8 protein-coding genes are annotated in these 16,813 nt (G+C 66.5%); all 8 read left to right on the top strand.

What is annotated here, in order from left to right; all coding sequences use genetic code 11:
- Positions 1–364 precede the first annotated feature (364 nt).
- Genes ACNJ7K_RS01580 through ACNJ7K_RS01545 form a run of 8 tightly spaced genes read left to right on the top strand, consistent with a single transcriptional unit; the run spans position 365 to position 16,745 of the window.
- The gene (locus ACNJ7K_RS01580; protein ID WP_258260378.1) at positions 365–712 is read left to right on the top strand and encodes a hypothetical protein; all 348 of its coding nucleotides are present in this window, start codon (positions 365–367) and stop codon (positions 710–712) included.
- Positions 709–3,459: a vWA domain-containing protein gene (locus ACNJ7K_RS01575; protein ID WP_487041078.1), complete on the top strand. Its 2,751-nt coding sequence runs from the start codon at positions 709–711 to the stop codon at positions 3,457–3,459. Before ACNJ7K_RS01580 ends, ACNJ7K_RS01575 begins: the two co-directional genes overlap by 4 nt.
- Before the next feature lie 42 nt (positions 3,460–3,501).
- Complete coding sequence (locus ACNJ7K_RS01570) at positions 3,502–7,077, top strand: tubulin-like doman-containing protein (RefSeq protein ID WP_487041077.1); 3,576 nt, start codon at positions 3,502–3,504, stop codon at positions 7,075–7,077.
- A 1-nt stretch (position 7,078) separates the two neighbouring features.
- The gene (locus ACNJ7K_RS01565) at positions 7,079–9,808 is read left to right on the top strand and encodes a magnesium transporter (protein WP_487041076.1); all 2,730 of its coding nucleotides are present in this window, start codon (positions 7,079–7,081) and stop codon (positions 9,806–9,808) included.
- 14 nt (positions 9,809–9,822) lie between these two features.
- Positions 9,823–11,835, top strand: a complete 2,013-nt coding sequence (locus ACNJ7K_RS01560) for a SaeA-related protein (protein ID WP_487041075.1) — start codon at positions 9,823–9,825, stop codon at positions 11,833–11,835.
- A gap of 1 nt (position 11,836) precedes the next feature.
- A complete protein-coding gene (locus ACNJ7K_RS01555) occupies positions 11,837–14,566 on the top strand; it encodes a GAP1-N2 domain-containing protein (protein ID WP_487041074.1) in 2,730 nt (909 codons plus the stop codon).
- On the top strand, positions 14,566–15,582 hold the full coding sequence (locus ACNJ7K_RS01550) for a hypothetical protein (protein ID WP_487041073.1): 1,017 nt from the start codon (positions 14,566–14,568) through the stop codon (positions 15,580–15,582). The genes ACNJ7K_RS01555 and ACNJ7K_RS01550 overlap by 1 nt, the downstream gene beginning before the upstream one ends.
- Positions 15,582–16,745, top strand: a complete 1,164-nt coding sequence (locus ACNJ7K_RS01545; RefSeq protein WP_120282008.1) for a TRAFAC clade GTPase domain-containing protein — start codon at positions 15,582–15,584, stop codon at positions 16,743–16,745. The genes ACNJ7K_RS01550 and ACNJ7K_RS01545 overlap by 1 nt, the downstream gene beginning before the upstream one ends.
- Positions 16,746–16,813 lie beyond the last annotated feature (68 nt).

Here is a 16,813-nt window from a genome sequence, read left to right as displayed (position 1 = left end):
CAGCGTCCGCAGGGACCAAATCCTCTGCGTCGATGGGACCAACTGCGCACGATATTACGTTGGGGTAACGATCCCATTAGCACTCGTAACGGGCTATGAGTGTCCCCCGATTGAAGGAGCAATAACGCCGATATCTGCCGGGATGTACTCGCTCAGGAATCGGTCCGAAGCTAGCCCCCGAGAGAAGCCTGTGCAGTCACCGTCCGACCCGTTCGATTTCAGCGAGTACTCGAGTTCGCGAGACGGGATAGACACACCATCGACGACCCCGAGCGGACCTGCATGGGGGAGCGCTCCAACCTTCGGTTCCCACCCGGACCCGTTCGGGCCGCGAGCGTCCTCGCCGGCATTCGCGTCCACCGATGTGTTCGCTTCCGACCAACCGGTGCGTTCGTCCGGATTCTCGCAGGGCAAAACACCGGTAGGACGCGTCGCCGCGGCGTGCGCGGTCGCCGTCGTGGGCTTGGCTCTGGCGATCATCGCACTCGCGCTCGGCTCCGCGGGTTTCGCTGTCGCAGGCTGGGCCCTCGCCGGACCCATCGCCGCTCTGCTCCTCGCCACGTACATGATCGCGGACACGAAGCAACGTGCCCTTCCGGTCTATCAGCCGTCGAAAGCGGCACAGGTCATCTATTGGGTAACCGTCGCATGCGCGGCGGCGGGAGTGCTCCTCGGCGCATGGCAGATTGCGGATTGGTTCGGTCGACTGTGAAGAAGCTTGCAACCGTCATCATCGTTCTCCTCGGCTGCCTGCTGATCGCGCCAACGGCGTCCGGCCAACCCCGTGAGACCGCGGTGGCCGACTTCGGTGGCTGCTTGGCGTCGCAGCGCGAGGGCGACCTGCTCCTGATGATCGACGAATCGGGCAGCCTGCAGCAGTCGGACCCCGATGCCGCCCGCGTCGAAGCCGCGAATTACCTTCTCGGCCAGCTTGCTTCCTTCGGTGCGTCCGCAGGTGTCGCGCTCGACGTTGCCGTGGCGGGCTTCTCGTCCGAGTTCACGATGCATGCGCCGTGGACCCGTCTGGAGCCCGGAACGCTGGGCGGACTGCAATCCGAGGTCGATGCGTTCCGCTCACGGACGTCCGGGCTCGACACCGACTACTGGCTCGCGCTCGACGGCGCCCGAGGCGCACTGGCGGAGCACTCGTCCGGAGGCTCCACGTCGTGCCAGGCCATTGCCTGGTTCTCCGACGGCAAACTCGACTTCACGGCTCGCGATGGGGAAAAGCCCTATGCGCCGGGTCTTTCGCTGTCCACCGACGAAGGTGTCGCCCAGGTCGTCGGCGCGGCGCGCGAATCCATCTGTCGTCCCGCAGGCGTCGCCGACCAGCTGCGGTCGTCCGGTATCGCGACATTCGCGGTGGGCCTCGCCAACGGCACCGCCCAGGCCGCCGATTTCGACCTGATGCGCTCCATCGCGACAGGCGAGCCCGTGGCCGGTCAAGCGTGTGGTGCGCGCACCGAGCCCACGCCGGGAGACTTCTACCTCGCACAGAACATCGACGACCTGCTGTTCGCATTCGACGCCTTCAGCAGCCCCGGTCAGGCTCCGCTCGAGAACGAGACGGGCGTGTGCGCCTACGAGGTGTGCGAGGAGGCGCAGCACCGCTTCGTGCTCGACGATTCGATCGGCTCTGTCACGGTTCTCGGTTTCGCCGATGCGGAAGGTCTGGTGCCGACGCTCGTCAGCCCGAGTGGCGACGAGCTTCCCATGGCCTACACCGCGGCAGAGTCCGGTTCGTCGGTCGACGGCGTCGCGGTCGATTACCGCTGGCTCTCCGATCGCTCGGTGTCGTTCACGATGGAACAGCCGGAGAACGCCGCCGGCGAGTGGCAGGGTATGTGGGCTCTTGTGTTCGTCGACCCCGACGGGTCCGAGCCGGGTGCCCGTTCCAAGTCGAACATCCACATCTCCGGAAACCTGTTCCCGGCGCTGCTCGGTCAGGACGTCACCGCCATCCACGCCGGTGAGGTCACGTCCGCGGTTCGGCTGGGAATCGTCGATTCCGACCGCGAGGAGATCGATCCGTCCGAGCTTCTCGGATCCGCGTATCTGGGCGTGTCGCTCACCGATGCGGCCCAGGTCGATCACACCTTGGCGTCCGGGGTGTCCAAGGACGCGATCGGTGAACCGATCGAGCTGGACCTGACGAACGTCGCGCCCGGTCAGGCGACACTGCGTCTCGTCCTCGAAGTGACCACCGCGGATGCCACCGACGAGTCGGGCTCCGTAATCGCTCCCGGCACCGACCTCACGCCGCAGTACGTGGACGTGCCGCTGAACCTTGCTCCGCCGATCGGCTACCCGACGATGCCCGGCCGGATCGACTTCGGGCAGGTGGAAGGTTCCGGTACTTTCCCCGGCGAGCTCGTGATCCAGGGGCCCGGGTGCGTGTGGGTCGACCCTGCCTCGCCCGTCCGTGTCGACGCAATTCCCGATGGCGTCGGAAATGCCGCACTCACCGTCGGCGGAGCCACTTCGCCGGAGAACTGCCTCACCATCGAGGAAGGAACGAGCGGCACCCTGCCCCTCGAACTCGCTGTCCCCGAAGCGAGCAACGGTGCCTTCAACGGGGCGGTCCGTCTGATGATCGCCCCCGAAGGCGAGCCCGATCGTGCGATGCCCGTCGACGTTCCGTTCACGGCGGATTTGCTCAAGCCGCTCGACACCACACGTTTCCTGCTGGGTTTCCTGGCGGTGTTCCTCCTGGGCGTCGGAATCCCCTTCGCCATCCTGTATGCGCTCAAGTGGTGGGCGTCTCGAATCCCGGCGGAAACCCTCAAGTCGCAGAGCTTCCTTGTGCGAGTGTCCGACGGTGGGCTGTTGCGTGACGGTCGACCGTTCACCCTCAACGACAACGACCTGCGAGAGATCGTCCGCAACCTCGACAAGCCGGCTCGAAACCTCGACGTCGACGGAGCTCGCCTCGAAGCCAAGATGGGTATGTCGCCCGTCGGCGCCGGTTACGTCCTCGTGCGGGCCGACGGCATGCTCGGTGCTTCGGGTGCGACTCCCGCTACCGATCGCAGCACCGGCCAGGCACGTCTGCCCCTCGCCGTGCACAACAACTGGGTCCTGCTCCACGACCCCGAGGGACCCGTCGACGAGGCGGTCCTGCTCCTGCTCGTCGGCGCCAATGCGTCGAACGAACGGGTACGGGGACTCGTGGACGAGGCAGGTCGGCGAGCACCGCGGATCATCGACGACCTGCGGGCCCGCGCACAGGGTTCCGACAGCAGCACCCCACAGAACCCGACCTCGCCTCAGCCGGCAACGGCAGGTGCCCCCGCGTCTCCGTTCGATCCGTTCGCGGCACCCGGGGCGCCTTCGGCTCCCACCTTCGGTGCTCCGCCGCCGTTCACCGGTGGCCCCGGCTTTGGCGGCCAACCGCCGACCAGTCCCGGCTCGACACCGCCGGGACAACCCTTCGACCCGTTCCGTCCGCCCGGTTCCTGACGGCCGCGCAACAACTCTCTATCTCGATTCGGAAGGACCGCAATGAGGCGATTTCTGGTAGTTGGCTGCGGCGGATCCGGTGCCGTCACCCTCGCGTACATGATGGACCAGCTCCGGTCCGATCTCGCTGCCGTGGGCATCGACAAGATCCCGGGCGGCTGGCAGTTCGTCAGCGTCGACGTGCCCACCGCCCCAGAGGCCGGCCCGGACGGTCTGGGCAACGTGCGCGACCAGGGCGGCTACTACTTCGGTAGCGGCCCGCAGGGCGACGCGTATGCCGTGCTCGACAATGCGCTGAGCAACCAATTGGGCGCACGGAACAGCCTCCACGAGATCGCGACCTGGGCACCTCGTGACCCTTCCGCGGTGACGGTGCCGATCGGCTCGGGCGCCGGCCAGTATCGGGCACTTGGTCGCATGATCACCCTGAGCAAGGCCGGCGGCATCCGCGACACGCTGCAGCAAGCGTGGGACCAGCTGTTCACGGTGCAGACGGCGACCGAGATGTCTGCCATGAAGATCCCCGGTGGCGGAAGCTTCGAGCAGGAGGAGTCGCCGATCGTCCTGGTCGTCTCGTCGATGGCCGGTGGTGCCGGCGCATCGATGGCACTGGATATCTGCCGACTCCTCACTCTCATCCCCAAGCTCGACCCGCGCCTGATGGGTGTGTTCATGGTGGCTCCCGATATCTTCGACGGTCTCGGTCGCAGCGCGACGACCGGTGTGCGCGCGAACGCGCTCGCGATGCTCGGCGAGATCGTCGCCAGCCAGCTCGGCTCCGCGCGCGAACACGACGTCGAGATCCTGCGTGCCCTCGGCCAGCAGGCCGGCGAAGGTGAGAAGGTGCCCTTCGCCCGCGTATTCCCCGTCGGTCGCCGCGTGGGCGTCGAGGGTGCACCCTTCGGTGACGGCTCGCAGAAGGCGATCTACCGCGGTCTCGCGCGTGGTCTCGCCGGCATGATGATGAGTGGCGCCGCGACCCGCCAGTTCGTGCAGTACGACCTGACAAACGGCGCGGGTCTGTCCGGCCAGCGCGAGAACATCGGCTGGGGTGGCCAGTGGGACAACCTGCCGTGGGGAACCTACGGGTTCTCCAGCCTGAGCATGGGACGCGACCGCTACGCCGAGTACTCCGCTCAGCGACTGGCACGCAGCACCGTGGATCGCCTGCTCGACGGCCACCGCAACGCGGCCAGCGTCGCCTCCGACGAGGACCAGGTCAATGCGATCCTCGACAGCCAGTGGCAGACACTGCTGACGAACATGGGACTGCCGGTCATGCAGAACAATCCTGCCGGAGCGCAGGTCGGTGTCGGACCGTGGTTGACCGACAGCGTTCTTCCGTCGGCGGAAGCCCAGCGGATGGCGCGTCAGATCGTGGAAACCGAGCTGCGTGCCTACCTTCCGTCCGGCAGTGGCCTGAGCGCGTCGCAGTGGGTTCCCGAGGTCCGGCGAGCACTCGCGGCGCGTCGTCAGGCACTGGTGAACTCGGCCGAGCAGCATGCGCTCGGTCACGCCTTCCAGTGGCACCGAGGACTGGCGCAGCGCATCGAGCAGCAGGTGGCCAAGGCGGTTGCCGACCTCGGACTGCCCTACGCGACGGCAGTGGTCAACAGGCTGTCGATCCTGGTGAAGGACCAGATCCGGGCCGGTGCCGAGGAACTCTCGCGCCACGCGCCCGAGGACATCACCGTCCAGTCCGCCGACACCCTGCAGATGCTCTCCGCGCTCAAGGGCAACATCGAGAGCGACGCCGACCTCCTCGAGCGGGTGATCTCCAGCTGCAGCAACAATGTCTACCGCCAGCTGTACGCATCGTTGTCCGGCAAGGTCTCCGAGGTCGCGGCCGCACTCGTGCCGGAAATCCTCAAGCCGCTGCTCGACGCCCTCAACGAGTCCCAGACGGCGCTGCGCAAGGCGCGGAGCAAGCCGGCAAGCGACGTCGGCCTCGCCCGCCTTGCCACGGACCAGTACGGTGCCTGGCCGGCCGACAAGAGCGATCGCGTCCCGAAGCGTTTCGCCGAGGCCAACAACGAAGTGATGCTCACTCCGTCGGCCGACTTCATGGACCAGTACCGGTCCGACCTTCCGCTCGCAGTGGCGTCGGACGGTCTGGGCACTCCGCCGTTCGAGGAGGCCGTCAATCGCGCGGTCGCCGAGGTGGTCACCGGTATCTGGACCACAATCGACGGCAGCCGGCCGCCGGGGGAGGAGCACCCGCTGCTCGAACGCACGTCGGCGTGGCGCACCCGTGCCTTTCCGTTCGATCCCGGTACCCGTGAAGCTCTCGTGCCCTCCGCCGCGCGGTTCGACGTGCACGTGCGACCGGCCGAACTGCTCGAACGCGCAAGGCAATTCGTGGCCAGGACGGGGGAGTCGTTCGACAGGTTCTGCCGGGTCTCCCTGCGTGAGTACATCGAGGACATCTCGGTGCCCGAGTACGCACTCGACGAGCGACGCGAGCGTCTTCGCTCCAAGTTCGTCGAGGCGCTCTCGCTCGCTCGACCGTTGGCGAGTGTGAACCAGCAGGCCCTCGAGGCGCTGCATCCCGGTCAGCAGATCGAGTACCGCTACAAGTTCACGTCGATCCCGTTCCTCAATCTCCCTGTGGCGGATGCTCTGTCGCAGGTGTTGCAGAAGAACCCGATGATCGATCACGAGACCCGGTCGGAGTTCGTCCGGTTGCTGTCCGAGGAGGACAAGCTCACCCGCATCGACATCTTCGGCTCGTATCCGAACTACTCCCCGCTGGCATACGATTCCGTGCTTGCTCCGGCCGCGAAGCAGTGGGCGGATTCCACCCCCGCGCAGCAGGAAGCGTTCTGGCAGTGGCGTCGTGCACGTCCGCTCGCCGCATCATTGCCGATGCATGAGAGCGAACGGCGCGCGATGACCGCCGGGTGGTTCCTCGGTCTGGTGACGGGTCGACTGCGTCTGCCCTCCGAGCCCTACGACGAGCCGGTCCGCGTGTGGGACGGTGCCACGTCGAGTTGGGTGGATTTCCCGAACCCGTTGCTGACGCCGCCGGCACGGTTCCTTGCGAACAACGACTGGCTTCCCGCCGTCATGGAATCGGTGTTGATCGCGATGGCTCGCTCGCACGAGTCGCCCGTGATGTCGTCGATGGCTCCCTACCGCGCGCTGCGAGGGATCTACGACGCGTCGGCGGAGAAGCCGGCGAGCGGCATCCTCGAGGTGTCGGCCAAGTCCGTGCTCACCGACTGGCTGCGCACCGGCGACACGGGAACCGGTTGGCAGTCCCAGGTCGCCGACACCGGCGCGGGTGTCTCGATCGATGCGCGCGCGAAGAACGTGATCGCCTGGCTGACCAAGGTTCGTGATCTGACCGGCCAGCACTACCTGGCACCGGGTCGGGAGGGGGCGCCCGGCGGAGGCGTGTTCTCGACCATTACGGTGCGTGAGCAGGCGTCCCAGACCCCGATCTACCGCGACATCGCTGCCGATGTGTACTGGGCGACAGGCGAGCTCATCGCGTTGGTCGAGGAGTGCAAGACTCGCGCCGAGCAGCCCGAGAACGTCGACACCGTCACTCCCGCCGTGAGCACCGCGACCACCTCGTCGCAGACCTTCCGAATCCCGGACATGGGGCAGTTCTGAGATGGCGACGGAGAGCAAGAGCGTTCTGACGGTCTTCGTCGGCTCGGTCGGTCCGGCCGACGGCGTTCGGGACGTCCTGCGCGACCTCTCGACAGCGGAACTCGTGGGTTCGTTCGTATGGGTGGACGACTCCGAGATCGATGGCGCCGGAACCCGGGTGCCGGCCGTGGAGACCGAGCGAGGAACCTCCCAGTCGGTCACGCTTCAGGACGTCTTGGCCTCACGTCACTACGACCTGGTTCGACTGTGTGTCCTGGTGCCGAGTGGGCCGGGCGCTGTACCGGTACGTCTGGCCACCGAGACGATGCTCGCCGAGCTGTTGTCGTCGAACTCCGGAGGCGCGCGGTGCGTGCGACTGCGGGTTCTGCTGCGTCGTCCTGCCGACGAGCAGCCTGCTTCCGCGATCCCCGCTCTGGCCGGCTGGCACAACCTGCTCGTCGCACCCGAGGATTCCCGTGGACCCGGCATGGGCCACGAGTCGCTGACGGCAACGCACGATCCGGTGGATGTGGGCCGCCAGGCCGCACCGGTGATCGCCGGCATCACCGGGTTGTGGACGGACATCGAGCACACCCCGTTCGACGATGCTCCCGTCCTGCCTGGCAACTCGCTGCGCGTGGTGCGGTCCTTCTACCGCCGCCTCGACACGTCGCACGCCGAACACCGGTTGCACTCCGAACTGCTGGAGTTCGACGGACAGCTCCCGCTTCCGCGCGACGCGGGCACCGCGGTGCTCTACGCCGATGATGTTCCGGCAGCGACCCGGCAGATGGCACGTGCCGTGTGGGTCAAGCACGGACACTTGCTGACCAGCCCGCGAAAGAGCGCGCCCCCGAAGCGGGACGTCCGCACCATCACCTTCATGGACGCGGTGCGGATGACCGGACGTTTTCTTCTCGCGGTGCTGAAGAATGCTCCGTCCATCCTCATCACGCGGGCGATCCACCGAGCCTCGACGTCGGTGGCCTCCGCCGCGCAACGAGCACTGTTCGGATCGACGCCCGGTGCATACCGGGTTCTCGTGGGTGGTGTCGACGCCGACGGTCAACGCGTGTCGTGGACCGAGTACGAATCGGCCTCGCGCCAGCTCGGTGCGGTACTCGACGAGGCAAAGGGGACGCCGCAAGTGGCGGCACCCGATCTGTCGGCCCTGTGGCGGGACTACGCCCGCGGTGCGCTGACCCTCGCCGACGCCAGTGAACGATCGGCGGGTCTGCCCCCGATCCAGGTGGGTGCGCATCGTGCCGTCCTCCGGTCGGCAGCGGACATCGTTCCGGGACCTGACGACGACTTCACCGACATCCCCGGTGTCGTCTCCGCCACGACGCAGCTGCACGTGGCTGAGGCCCCCGACATCCTCGGTGTCGAGGAGCTCCGCACCACACTTCGTGGTCTCGAGCAGGATCCGGTGATCGGTCTCGACGCGCGACGCACCGGCGCAGCGATCCAGACGTGGGCTGCCAAGCGGCGCCACAGCTTCGCGGTGTCCTTCGGCTCCATTCTCACCAACCGACTCAGCGCGGACATCACCGAAGCGGGAACACTGCTCGAGCGGATCAAGGGTGTCGAAGCCCTGCGTGACCCTGCCGAGGAGAGCGCCGAGGTTCAGAGGCGGATGTTCTGGCGCGTGCGCATCGCAACGTTGATCGCGCTCGTGCTGGGCGTGCTGGCAGGTGTCCTCGCGTGGAAGGAGTTCATCTCCTGGTGGGCGGGCGGCCCGATCATCGCCCTGTGTGTCATCGGGTGGGCCATTGCTGTCACGCTGATCTGCCAGAAGGCGCAGCAATACCTCGAGGATCTGCTGGCGAGCCGCGAAGCCATCACCGCCGCCAACGAGGCCGACCGAGTGAATCTTCGTGCGGCTCTGCGCGAGATCGAGGTTCTGACCGGTGCCTACCGGCAGTACCTGTCGTGGAGCCGCGCGCTCGGCGCCTTCCTGGCCCGGCCCCTCGGTGTGCCGAAGCACGTCCTGACTGCTCGCCGGCGGATCGACTGGGGTCTGCCGCGCAACAGTGCCATCGGATCCGGCAGTCCCGACGACGACAAGATCGCTCGCGTCGCCGATCAGCTACGGCAGGATCTGTTCACCGTCGGATGGCTCACCGAACCATGGGACACGGTCTCGGCAGGAGCCGGTGTGGCTCTCGGCGGAGTAGCACACGACATCACCCGCGACCCGAGCCTGCTGACCACCAAGGCCGGTGCCGGCTCGGGCTCTCCCCTCGACGAATGGTCGCTCATGTTCTACCGCGGCCGGGTGCAGTCCACCGGTGCGGCAGTGCTCTGGCAGCGGGCGATGAGCGAACTCACCGGTCCTCGCACCGAACTCGCTCGTGACCTTCTCGACGTCATCGAGTACCGCACCGACGGCACCGTCCATCGCTCCGGTATCGACGACTTCCTCGCCGGGGTCGGGGTGCCGACCGAGGGTGGCTTCCTCGACCGCGCGGCCTTCACCGACACTGCGACGATGCGCGGTGCCTCGGCGGTGGCCGGTGAGCTCTACTCGCGGACACGGGTCGGTTGCGGACTCGTCGCGGTCACCACCCAGTTCACCGAGGGTGTCTCCGCAGAGGATCTCGCCCGACCGACGTCGAAGCATGTCCGGACCGAGGAGATCCACGAGATCCCCGATATCGATCTGCGTCCCGCGCAGCGCGAGGAAGCACCCGCCGACAAGTCGGGTCGAACTTCGTACATCGCGCCTGCCGTCGACGGCATCAACTTCTGAGAGCGAGGATTTCCGTGTCGGAAGGTGTCATCGAAGCGCTGCAGCAGTGGCGGCAGACCGAGATCGACAAGGGTCGACTGCGGCCGGGACTGATCAAGGACACCCATCTGCAGCAGATCGTCCGAACCAATCGGCGCACTGTCGCCGAGATCGAGTCGATGCTCCCTCGCCACGCGAAGCCTCTCGTCGAGGGTCTCGTCGAAGCGCTCACGTCGGCCAGCGCGCAGAGCCCCGACACCGCTCCGTCCGAGACGACGTCCGCGACACGGGAGCCCGAACCGGAACCGGTAGTCGAACCGGTCGAACCTCTACCTGGCAGCGAATTCCTGGTCGACCTCGGAACCGAGGACTTCTGCGAGTATCTGCACGGCGAGTCGGAGTACGAGGTCGGTCCGCTCACCATCACCGCTGAACCGCGAGGTGGGCACCGCATCGAATGGACACCGCTGCCCGGGCGGTCCGGAACGACGGTGCTGTATCGAGTGGTGTCGGGCGAGACCCACCGGGCCTACAAGCCCGAAGCAGGTCGACTCGTCGGCGTCACCCGGGGCTCGATCATCATCGATATCGAACCCGCGGCAGCAGCGGTACGTCATCTGCAGGTGTGGGCACACATCGGCAGCAACGAGCGCGATGCCGCGCAACGCCAGCCGGTGCTCATCGCCGAAGGACACGTCCTGAGCGCCGTCCAGGATTTCGTCGTCATCGAGGACGACGGTGCGGTGATCGGCCAGTGGTCGGTGTGGCCGGGAGTTTCCCGCGTCCGGGTCCTCCGCATCCCACTCGACGGCCGCTCGCCCGTCACGAACGACCCGCGCTACCGGATCCTTGCCGATCAGCCGAACTTCGGTGGGTTCGTCGACCGTGATGCGTTGCGTGGTCACCGCTACCTCTACCGCGCGATCTGCGAGATCGAGGTGGACGGGCAGACACGTCTGTCGCCGGCGGCGCAGGCCGAGGTGCTCGTCTCCGCCGTCCTCGAACCGGTCACCGATCTGCAGGTCACCACTCACGAGCACGACGACGGTCTCCATTTCGACCTGGGGTGGACCCCGCCGGACATCGGCAGCGTGGTCATGTACCGCACGGAGACCGCGCCGAAGGCGGGCATCGACCGGGAACTCCTGGAAGCGAGCGCCCTGGACGTCTCCGGTGGGCTTCCCGCGTCCGCGCGGCTCGTGCACCCGGTCGTCATCGATTCGCAGGGCCGCCACAGCATGGCCAACGTGTCGTGGCCGCGGGGGTGGGTGCGTGCCTACTTCACTCCGGTGACCGTTCTCGACGGGCAGGTGCAGGTGGGTCGTACCGTCATCGCGACCCGGCCGCTCCCCGCGCTCGAGGGGGTTCGCATCGTCGAGCGGTGCACCGAGCAGGTGGTGATGTTTCCGTGGCCGGACGGCGCCGCGTCGGTGTCGGTCTACGTGAGCGCGGCACAGGTGCCTGCCGAACACGCCATCGAGCAGCGACCGGTCGCGGAGATCTCCCGTTCGCAGTACGAGCGGGACGGTGGGCTGCATCTGCGGGATCGACTTCCCGAGCAGGGGTGCGCCGTGCATGTCGTCGCCATCGCTTACACGGCGGGCGAACGCATCGTCGGTAAACCGTCCACCGTCGACTATCCCGGACTCTTGCGAATCCAGTACACGATCGAATCCCGGCCTGCTCCGGGTGGAGGACTGGCCCTGGCCATCCGGTTGGCGTCGGAGATCGAATTGTCCACCGCACCACCCTTCCTCATCGTGCACAATCTCAGGCGGCTGCCGCTGAGTGCGCGGGACGGTCAACCGCTCGAGGTCCGCGGAGGCAGTGGCACGCAACCGGGAGCGCGGAGCTTCCATCCGAACGGCCTGCGTCGCGAGTGGTCTCAGCCGTGGATGGTCGACGTGAGCGACCCGAGGGGATTCGTGCGCGTGTTCGCGGATGTGCGACCCGAGAAGGCGCGCACCATCGCCTTGCTCGACCCGCCGGTGGAGCAGATCAACCTCGATCTGATCGACCGGCGTCCGATCGACGATCCGCTGGAGTGACGTGAGCGCCCACGACACCGAACGCCCGAGGTTCGGCCAGCTCACCTATACCTCCTTCGACCGTCCGGGTACCGCGACCGCGGGAGGTTGGCAGGTCAAAAACACTACCGGCGACCTCGACGCGGACGAGAAGGAACGGCTGCGAGCGGGGATCGTGACCCGATTCGACGCGATACCTCCGATCCCTCGTTTCCCGAATGCGGAGGAGCTTCGCAATCGCCCACGACGGTTGATGTACGCGCCCGGGGCAGGTCGTACCGGTATGTACTGGCACACGGTTCCGGCCGGTGCGGATGCGTCGGGACGACCCGGAAATGTCTTCGCGCACTGTCTCATCGATCGTGTCGGTGGCGAAGCGGCCGATGGTCGTCCGATCGAGCGGTGGGGTTCGTCGGGTTGGCTCGTGCCCTACGGTGCGGACGAGGTCGCTGCAGCAACTCTCGGTGCCACCGAGCCGGAACCGAGCGATCTCGTCTCCCACGACGCCGTGCTGGAGTTCCTGCTCGATCCGGACACATGGCGCGTCGGTGTCTTCAGCGTTCTTCTGGATGCAGTGGCACGAGCGCTCGAAGGCGGGCCGCCGGTGGTTCTCGGTTGTCGGGATCCGCACAGAGCAGCGTTGTGGATCGCCTCGGTCTCGCACTTCATGTCGCCCGGCACGAGCCGGCGGTTCGGGTGGTCGACGTTCGATCGACTCCATGCGGTGGACGACGCGGTCGCGTGCGGCGCACACCTGATCGCCGTGCCGCTCGACGATCTGCCCGGAGATACGCCCGGATGCGTCGTCTTCGGAGAAGACGAGTCGCCCGATCTCGGTGAACTCGACGGCGAACCGCACTGTGTCGACAACGGTGATCTTGTGCCGGTGACTCCGTGGTCGCTGCTCGCCCAGACGATCTTGGTGGAGGAAGAACCGGCGCGACGTGCGCTTGCCCGTCAGGACGTGATCGCAGCGGAAGTAGGCGACGACGGTCTCTCAGCGATGTGGCCGTTGGCGATAGCTGTGGTGTCGGACGACGAACTTCACGACGCTCTCGACGAAGCGACAACGATTCTGTTGGAATACAGTCCGGAGACGGTCGCAGGTACGGAATGGGCGGCACTGATCGCCAACATTGCGGAACACAACCTCGGCGACAGCGCCGAGGACGCGGCTCGAGGACTCGATCGCTGGTCACGCGACGACACCCTGGCGCCAGCGGTGCGCACTCTCGCCGCCTTGGTCTTTGCGCATCGCGCATTCGCCGAGGTCGGATGGATCGCGAGTGCCGACCCGACGCGCCGCGAACTCTTCGATCACTGTGATCGTGCACCGGAACTCGTCACCGCGGCAGAGCGCGCAATCGACCGGCTTCGACACCAGGTGGGCGTGGGAAGCAACCGCATCGACGTCACTGTGGAAGCTCTACGCACGATCGATGTGGTGGTGCGAGCAGGACTCCTCACCGCACGCAGTGAGGATCGCGTTTTCGAGATTCTCGAACTCGCGGTCGTGCCCGTCCTGTGCGATCCGAAGGCAGGACCTGCGGTCGTCGCCGAAGTCGGGGAGGTGGGGGAGAGCACCTGTGTCGACTTCGTGCAGCCGGCGGTGGTCACGCATCCCGACTTCCTCGCCCGACCACTGGGGCGCCGGTTGGAGCGTTCGGTCTTCGCATGGGTCGCAAGCAGCCTGAGGGAGCGGCCGGCATTCGACGAGCTCGTGGCGGACAGTTCCGTCGTGACGTCCCCGGTGAGTGTCCTTGTTGCCGAGGGTGTTTTCGGGCTCACTGCCGACGGTGGACGTGTTCGCAGCGATCTGGCGACGGTTGCGTCGTGGCGTGCCTTCTTCGAACTCGAAGACGGCGCTGCGAGTGTCGACAGCCTGGATGAGGTGGTCGCAGCCCAGAAATGGACTGTCGTTCAATGGCATCAGGCGATCGAGACGTTTCCCCGGGTGGTCGCGCCGCGATATCTGCAGGACGCTGTCGTGTGCAATTCATGGGCGTCGGATGTCGAAGCTGTCGCCGCTCACCTGATCCGAGTACGTCGCGGTGAGCTGAGGGGACGCTGGCATGGGCATCGGTACCTCGATGACCTCGCAGAGAGCTGGGCCGCGATCCGTTGGCAGGAGAGTTGGTCGACGGTCGGAGGGCTCGAGTTCGATCGTGCCTGGCAGCAGGACGGGCTACCGGTACTCACCGATTACGCCCGGCACTACGCAGCCGAGCTTCCGAGCGATGTGCTCGCGCGACTTGTCGTCTTTCTCCTGGGAGCACTTGCCCGACCGCACCGAGATCCGTTGGCGGAACTCGACCTGCCGGCGACACACCAGGACGCACTCGTCGACGCAGTTGCGACCGAAGCGAGATATGCCGTCGAGTCGATCGTCGAACTCGTCGAATCCGGTGTCATCGAAGTCGAGTGGCTGATCGCGCACGCGGTGTTCAGTTCGCCCCGAGCACCGAGGGCGGGTGGACTATCGGCGCAGACCGAGTTGCTGACTCGGCTCGTGATCGAGTCCGAGGGTGGCCGGCAAGGACTGCTCGACGAAGTTGTGACACGCCTGCTGCCCGCGTCGTGGTTCCGAGGGCCCGGAGCTGTGATGACGACGATCCACGCCGAACTACGGGCTCATGGGCGCCGCGACGCCAGCCAGGTGTGCGAAGCCTACGAGGCCTTCGTCGTGTGGTGGTTCGACCAGCGGCTGGCGGACGCCGAACGTGTGATTTCCGGACCGAGAGGATCGATCTGATGCCGGGTTACGTACTCGACGGGGCAGGGCGGGTGGAGTTGCCTCGGCAACCGCTGGCCGTCACCGTCACAGCGCTCGACGTTCCGGTGGTCGTTCGTGCGACGACCGCGGACGGCCAGGACCTACCATCGGCGCTGCATCCGAAGCCCGGCTTCGTGGTGTTGCCGCGGATCGACAGGGATGTCGTCGTGGTTGCTACCCCTGGGAACGACTCGGGATTCCCGCAGGGCACGGTGCTTCAGGCGATCGTCGCGGTGGACACGACGAATGCTGTCGATCCGGACCGGGCCGAACTCACGCCCTTGGACGTGTCGGGATTACACCATGTCGAACTTGCCACCATCACCCCGACCGATGATCGGCTCGTCGTCCGCGCGCGCAAGACCGCAGTCGACGTCCCGCTGAACGAACTCGGTGCGCGAGCGCGCTCGGCCGCCCGAGGAGTGCTCGGTGTGGACCGGTTGCCGGAGTCCAGGCAGGTTCGGATCGAGGTCGACATCGACACCACAATGTCGATGCTTCCCCTCATCGAGAACGGCACCGTACGCGACGTCGTCGACCTTCTGACCGGCATCGCTGCTGTCGTCGGACGTCGGGAGCAACTGCACGTGAACCTGATCGGACACGGGGTCACGGCCTTGCCGATCGAGGAACTGCGACGCGCTGCAGATACCGTGCAGGGCGCTCTGGACGTTGCCGGACTGGGTATCGGCTTCCGGTCTTCCACCGTCGACCGGTCGCACCCCGCCGAACCGACTCTTGTCTTCACGGTGACCGACGCTGTGCCGGCGGATCACACCGCGGTCCCGGTCGAGGGGGTGCGACGACGTCCCATCATCCTGCAGGCCGGAGGGGACTCGCCGAACGAGCTCGAACCGGGCGGGACGGTCGTATCGACCGCGACCGAGACGCACGCGAGTCGGGGGTGGCTGGACGATCCGCACGATCTGTTCCGGACCGTGAAGTCGCTCGTGGCGGGACTGGCCCCTGGCATGCAGACGGAAGGTGCCTTCTGATGACGAAATGCCCACGGTGTTTCACCGACCTTCCGGCCGACCGGACTGCTTGGTTGCCCACTGCGCCCGCCGAGGTGGAGCCGGACCAGATCGCCACCGCTCATCAAGGGACGCCCGTCCGGTCGGGGAAGGTTGTCTACCTCGACCGCCCCGCTGCAGCAGGGGAGGACTGGTGGCCCGAGGCCGAGACGGTTGAGGAGAAGGCCGGAGGGCCGGCTGTCGAGGCATGCCCGACCTGCCACTACCGGCTTCCTGTCGGACTTCGGGGTGCGCAGACCACCTGTCTCGCGATGGCCGGAGCGCGCGCGACCGGAAAGACCGTCTACATTGCGGTTCTCGTCAAGGCCCTCCAGCTGCTCGGGGAGCGACTGAACTGCGTCGTGGAGCCGGCGACGTCCGAGACGGAGATGGTGTATCGCGAGCTGTACGAGAAGCCGCTCTACGAAGAACGCGGCATCCTCGAACCGACTCCCGCAGCGCATACGAGCAACCAGTACCAGCGTGAACCGCTGGTCTTCTCGCTCGGAGTATGGAACGGACGCCGTCAGTACTTGATCCTGCGGGACGTGGCGGGGGAGGACCTGGAGAATCCGAACAACGTCCACGTCCAGCACATGCGATTCTTCGCGCAAGCCGACGGCGTGGTGTTCATGTTCGATCCACTCCGGGTCGAATCCGTACGTCAGCAGCTGCACGACCTGGTGCCGGTGCAGGAGCGGGTCGGCGGTGACCCGCGTTCGGTGCTGCGCACAGTTCTCTCGATCATCGGGAACTTCACACCGAACCTTGCCGTGGTGCTGTCCAAATTCGATGCGCTCCAAGCACTCCACAACGTGGAGGGCAGCGACTGGAGTGAGATCATGGGGCAACCGGGTGCAGCGTTCTCCCGCGACCCGAGTCTGCAGTACGCGCCGTACAACGAGATGGACGGGCGACTCCTTCACGAGGAGGTCCGGAGTCTGCTGGACAAGCTCGAAGCGAAGTCGATGGTGATGTCGGTGGATCAGCCGCATACCGGAGTGACGCTGAACAGCAGATTCTTCGCTGTCTCCGCTCTCGGCGAGTCGCCGGTGGGGGATCGGCTGCACCACAACGGCATTTCGCCGTTCCGGTGCTTGGACCCAGTGAGGTGGATCCTTGCTCAGCGTGGGGTGTGGGTATGAGACAGCGCGTGCGATGGCTAGTTGGCGGTCAGAACGCATGCGCGGTCGAGGCTACCGTTTCGATCCCG

This window comes from Rhodococcus shunpengi (assembly GCF_048381395.1).
Lineage (GTDB): Bacteria > Actinomycetota > Actinomycetes > Mycobacteriales > Mycobacteriaceae > Rhodococcus.
Note: the sequence above shows the minus strand (reverse complement) of the source record. Positions and strands in the feature narration are given on the sequence as shown.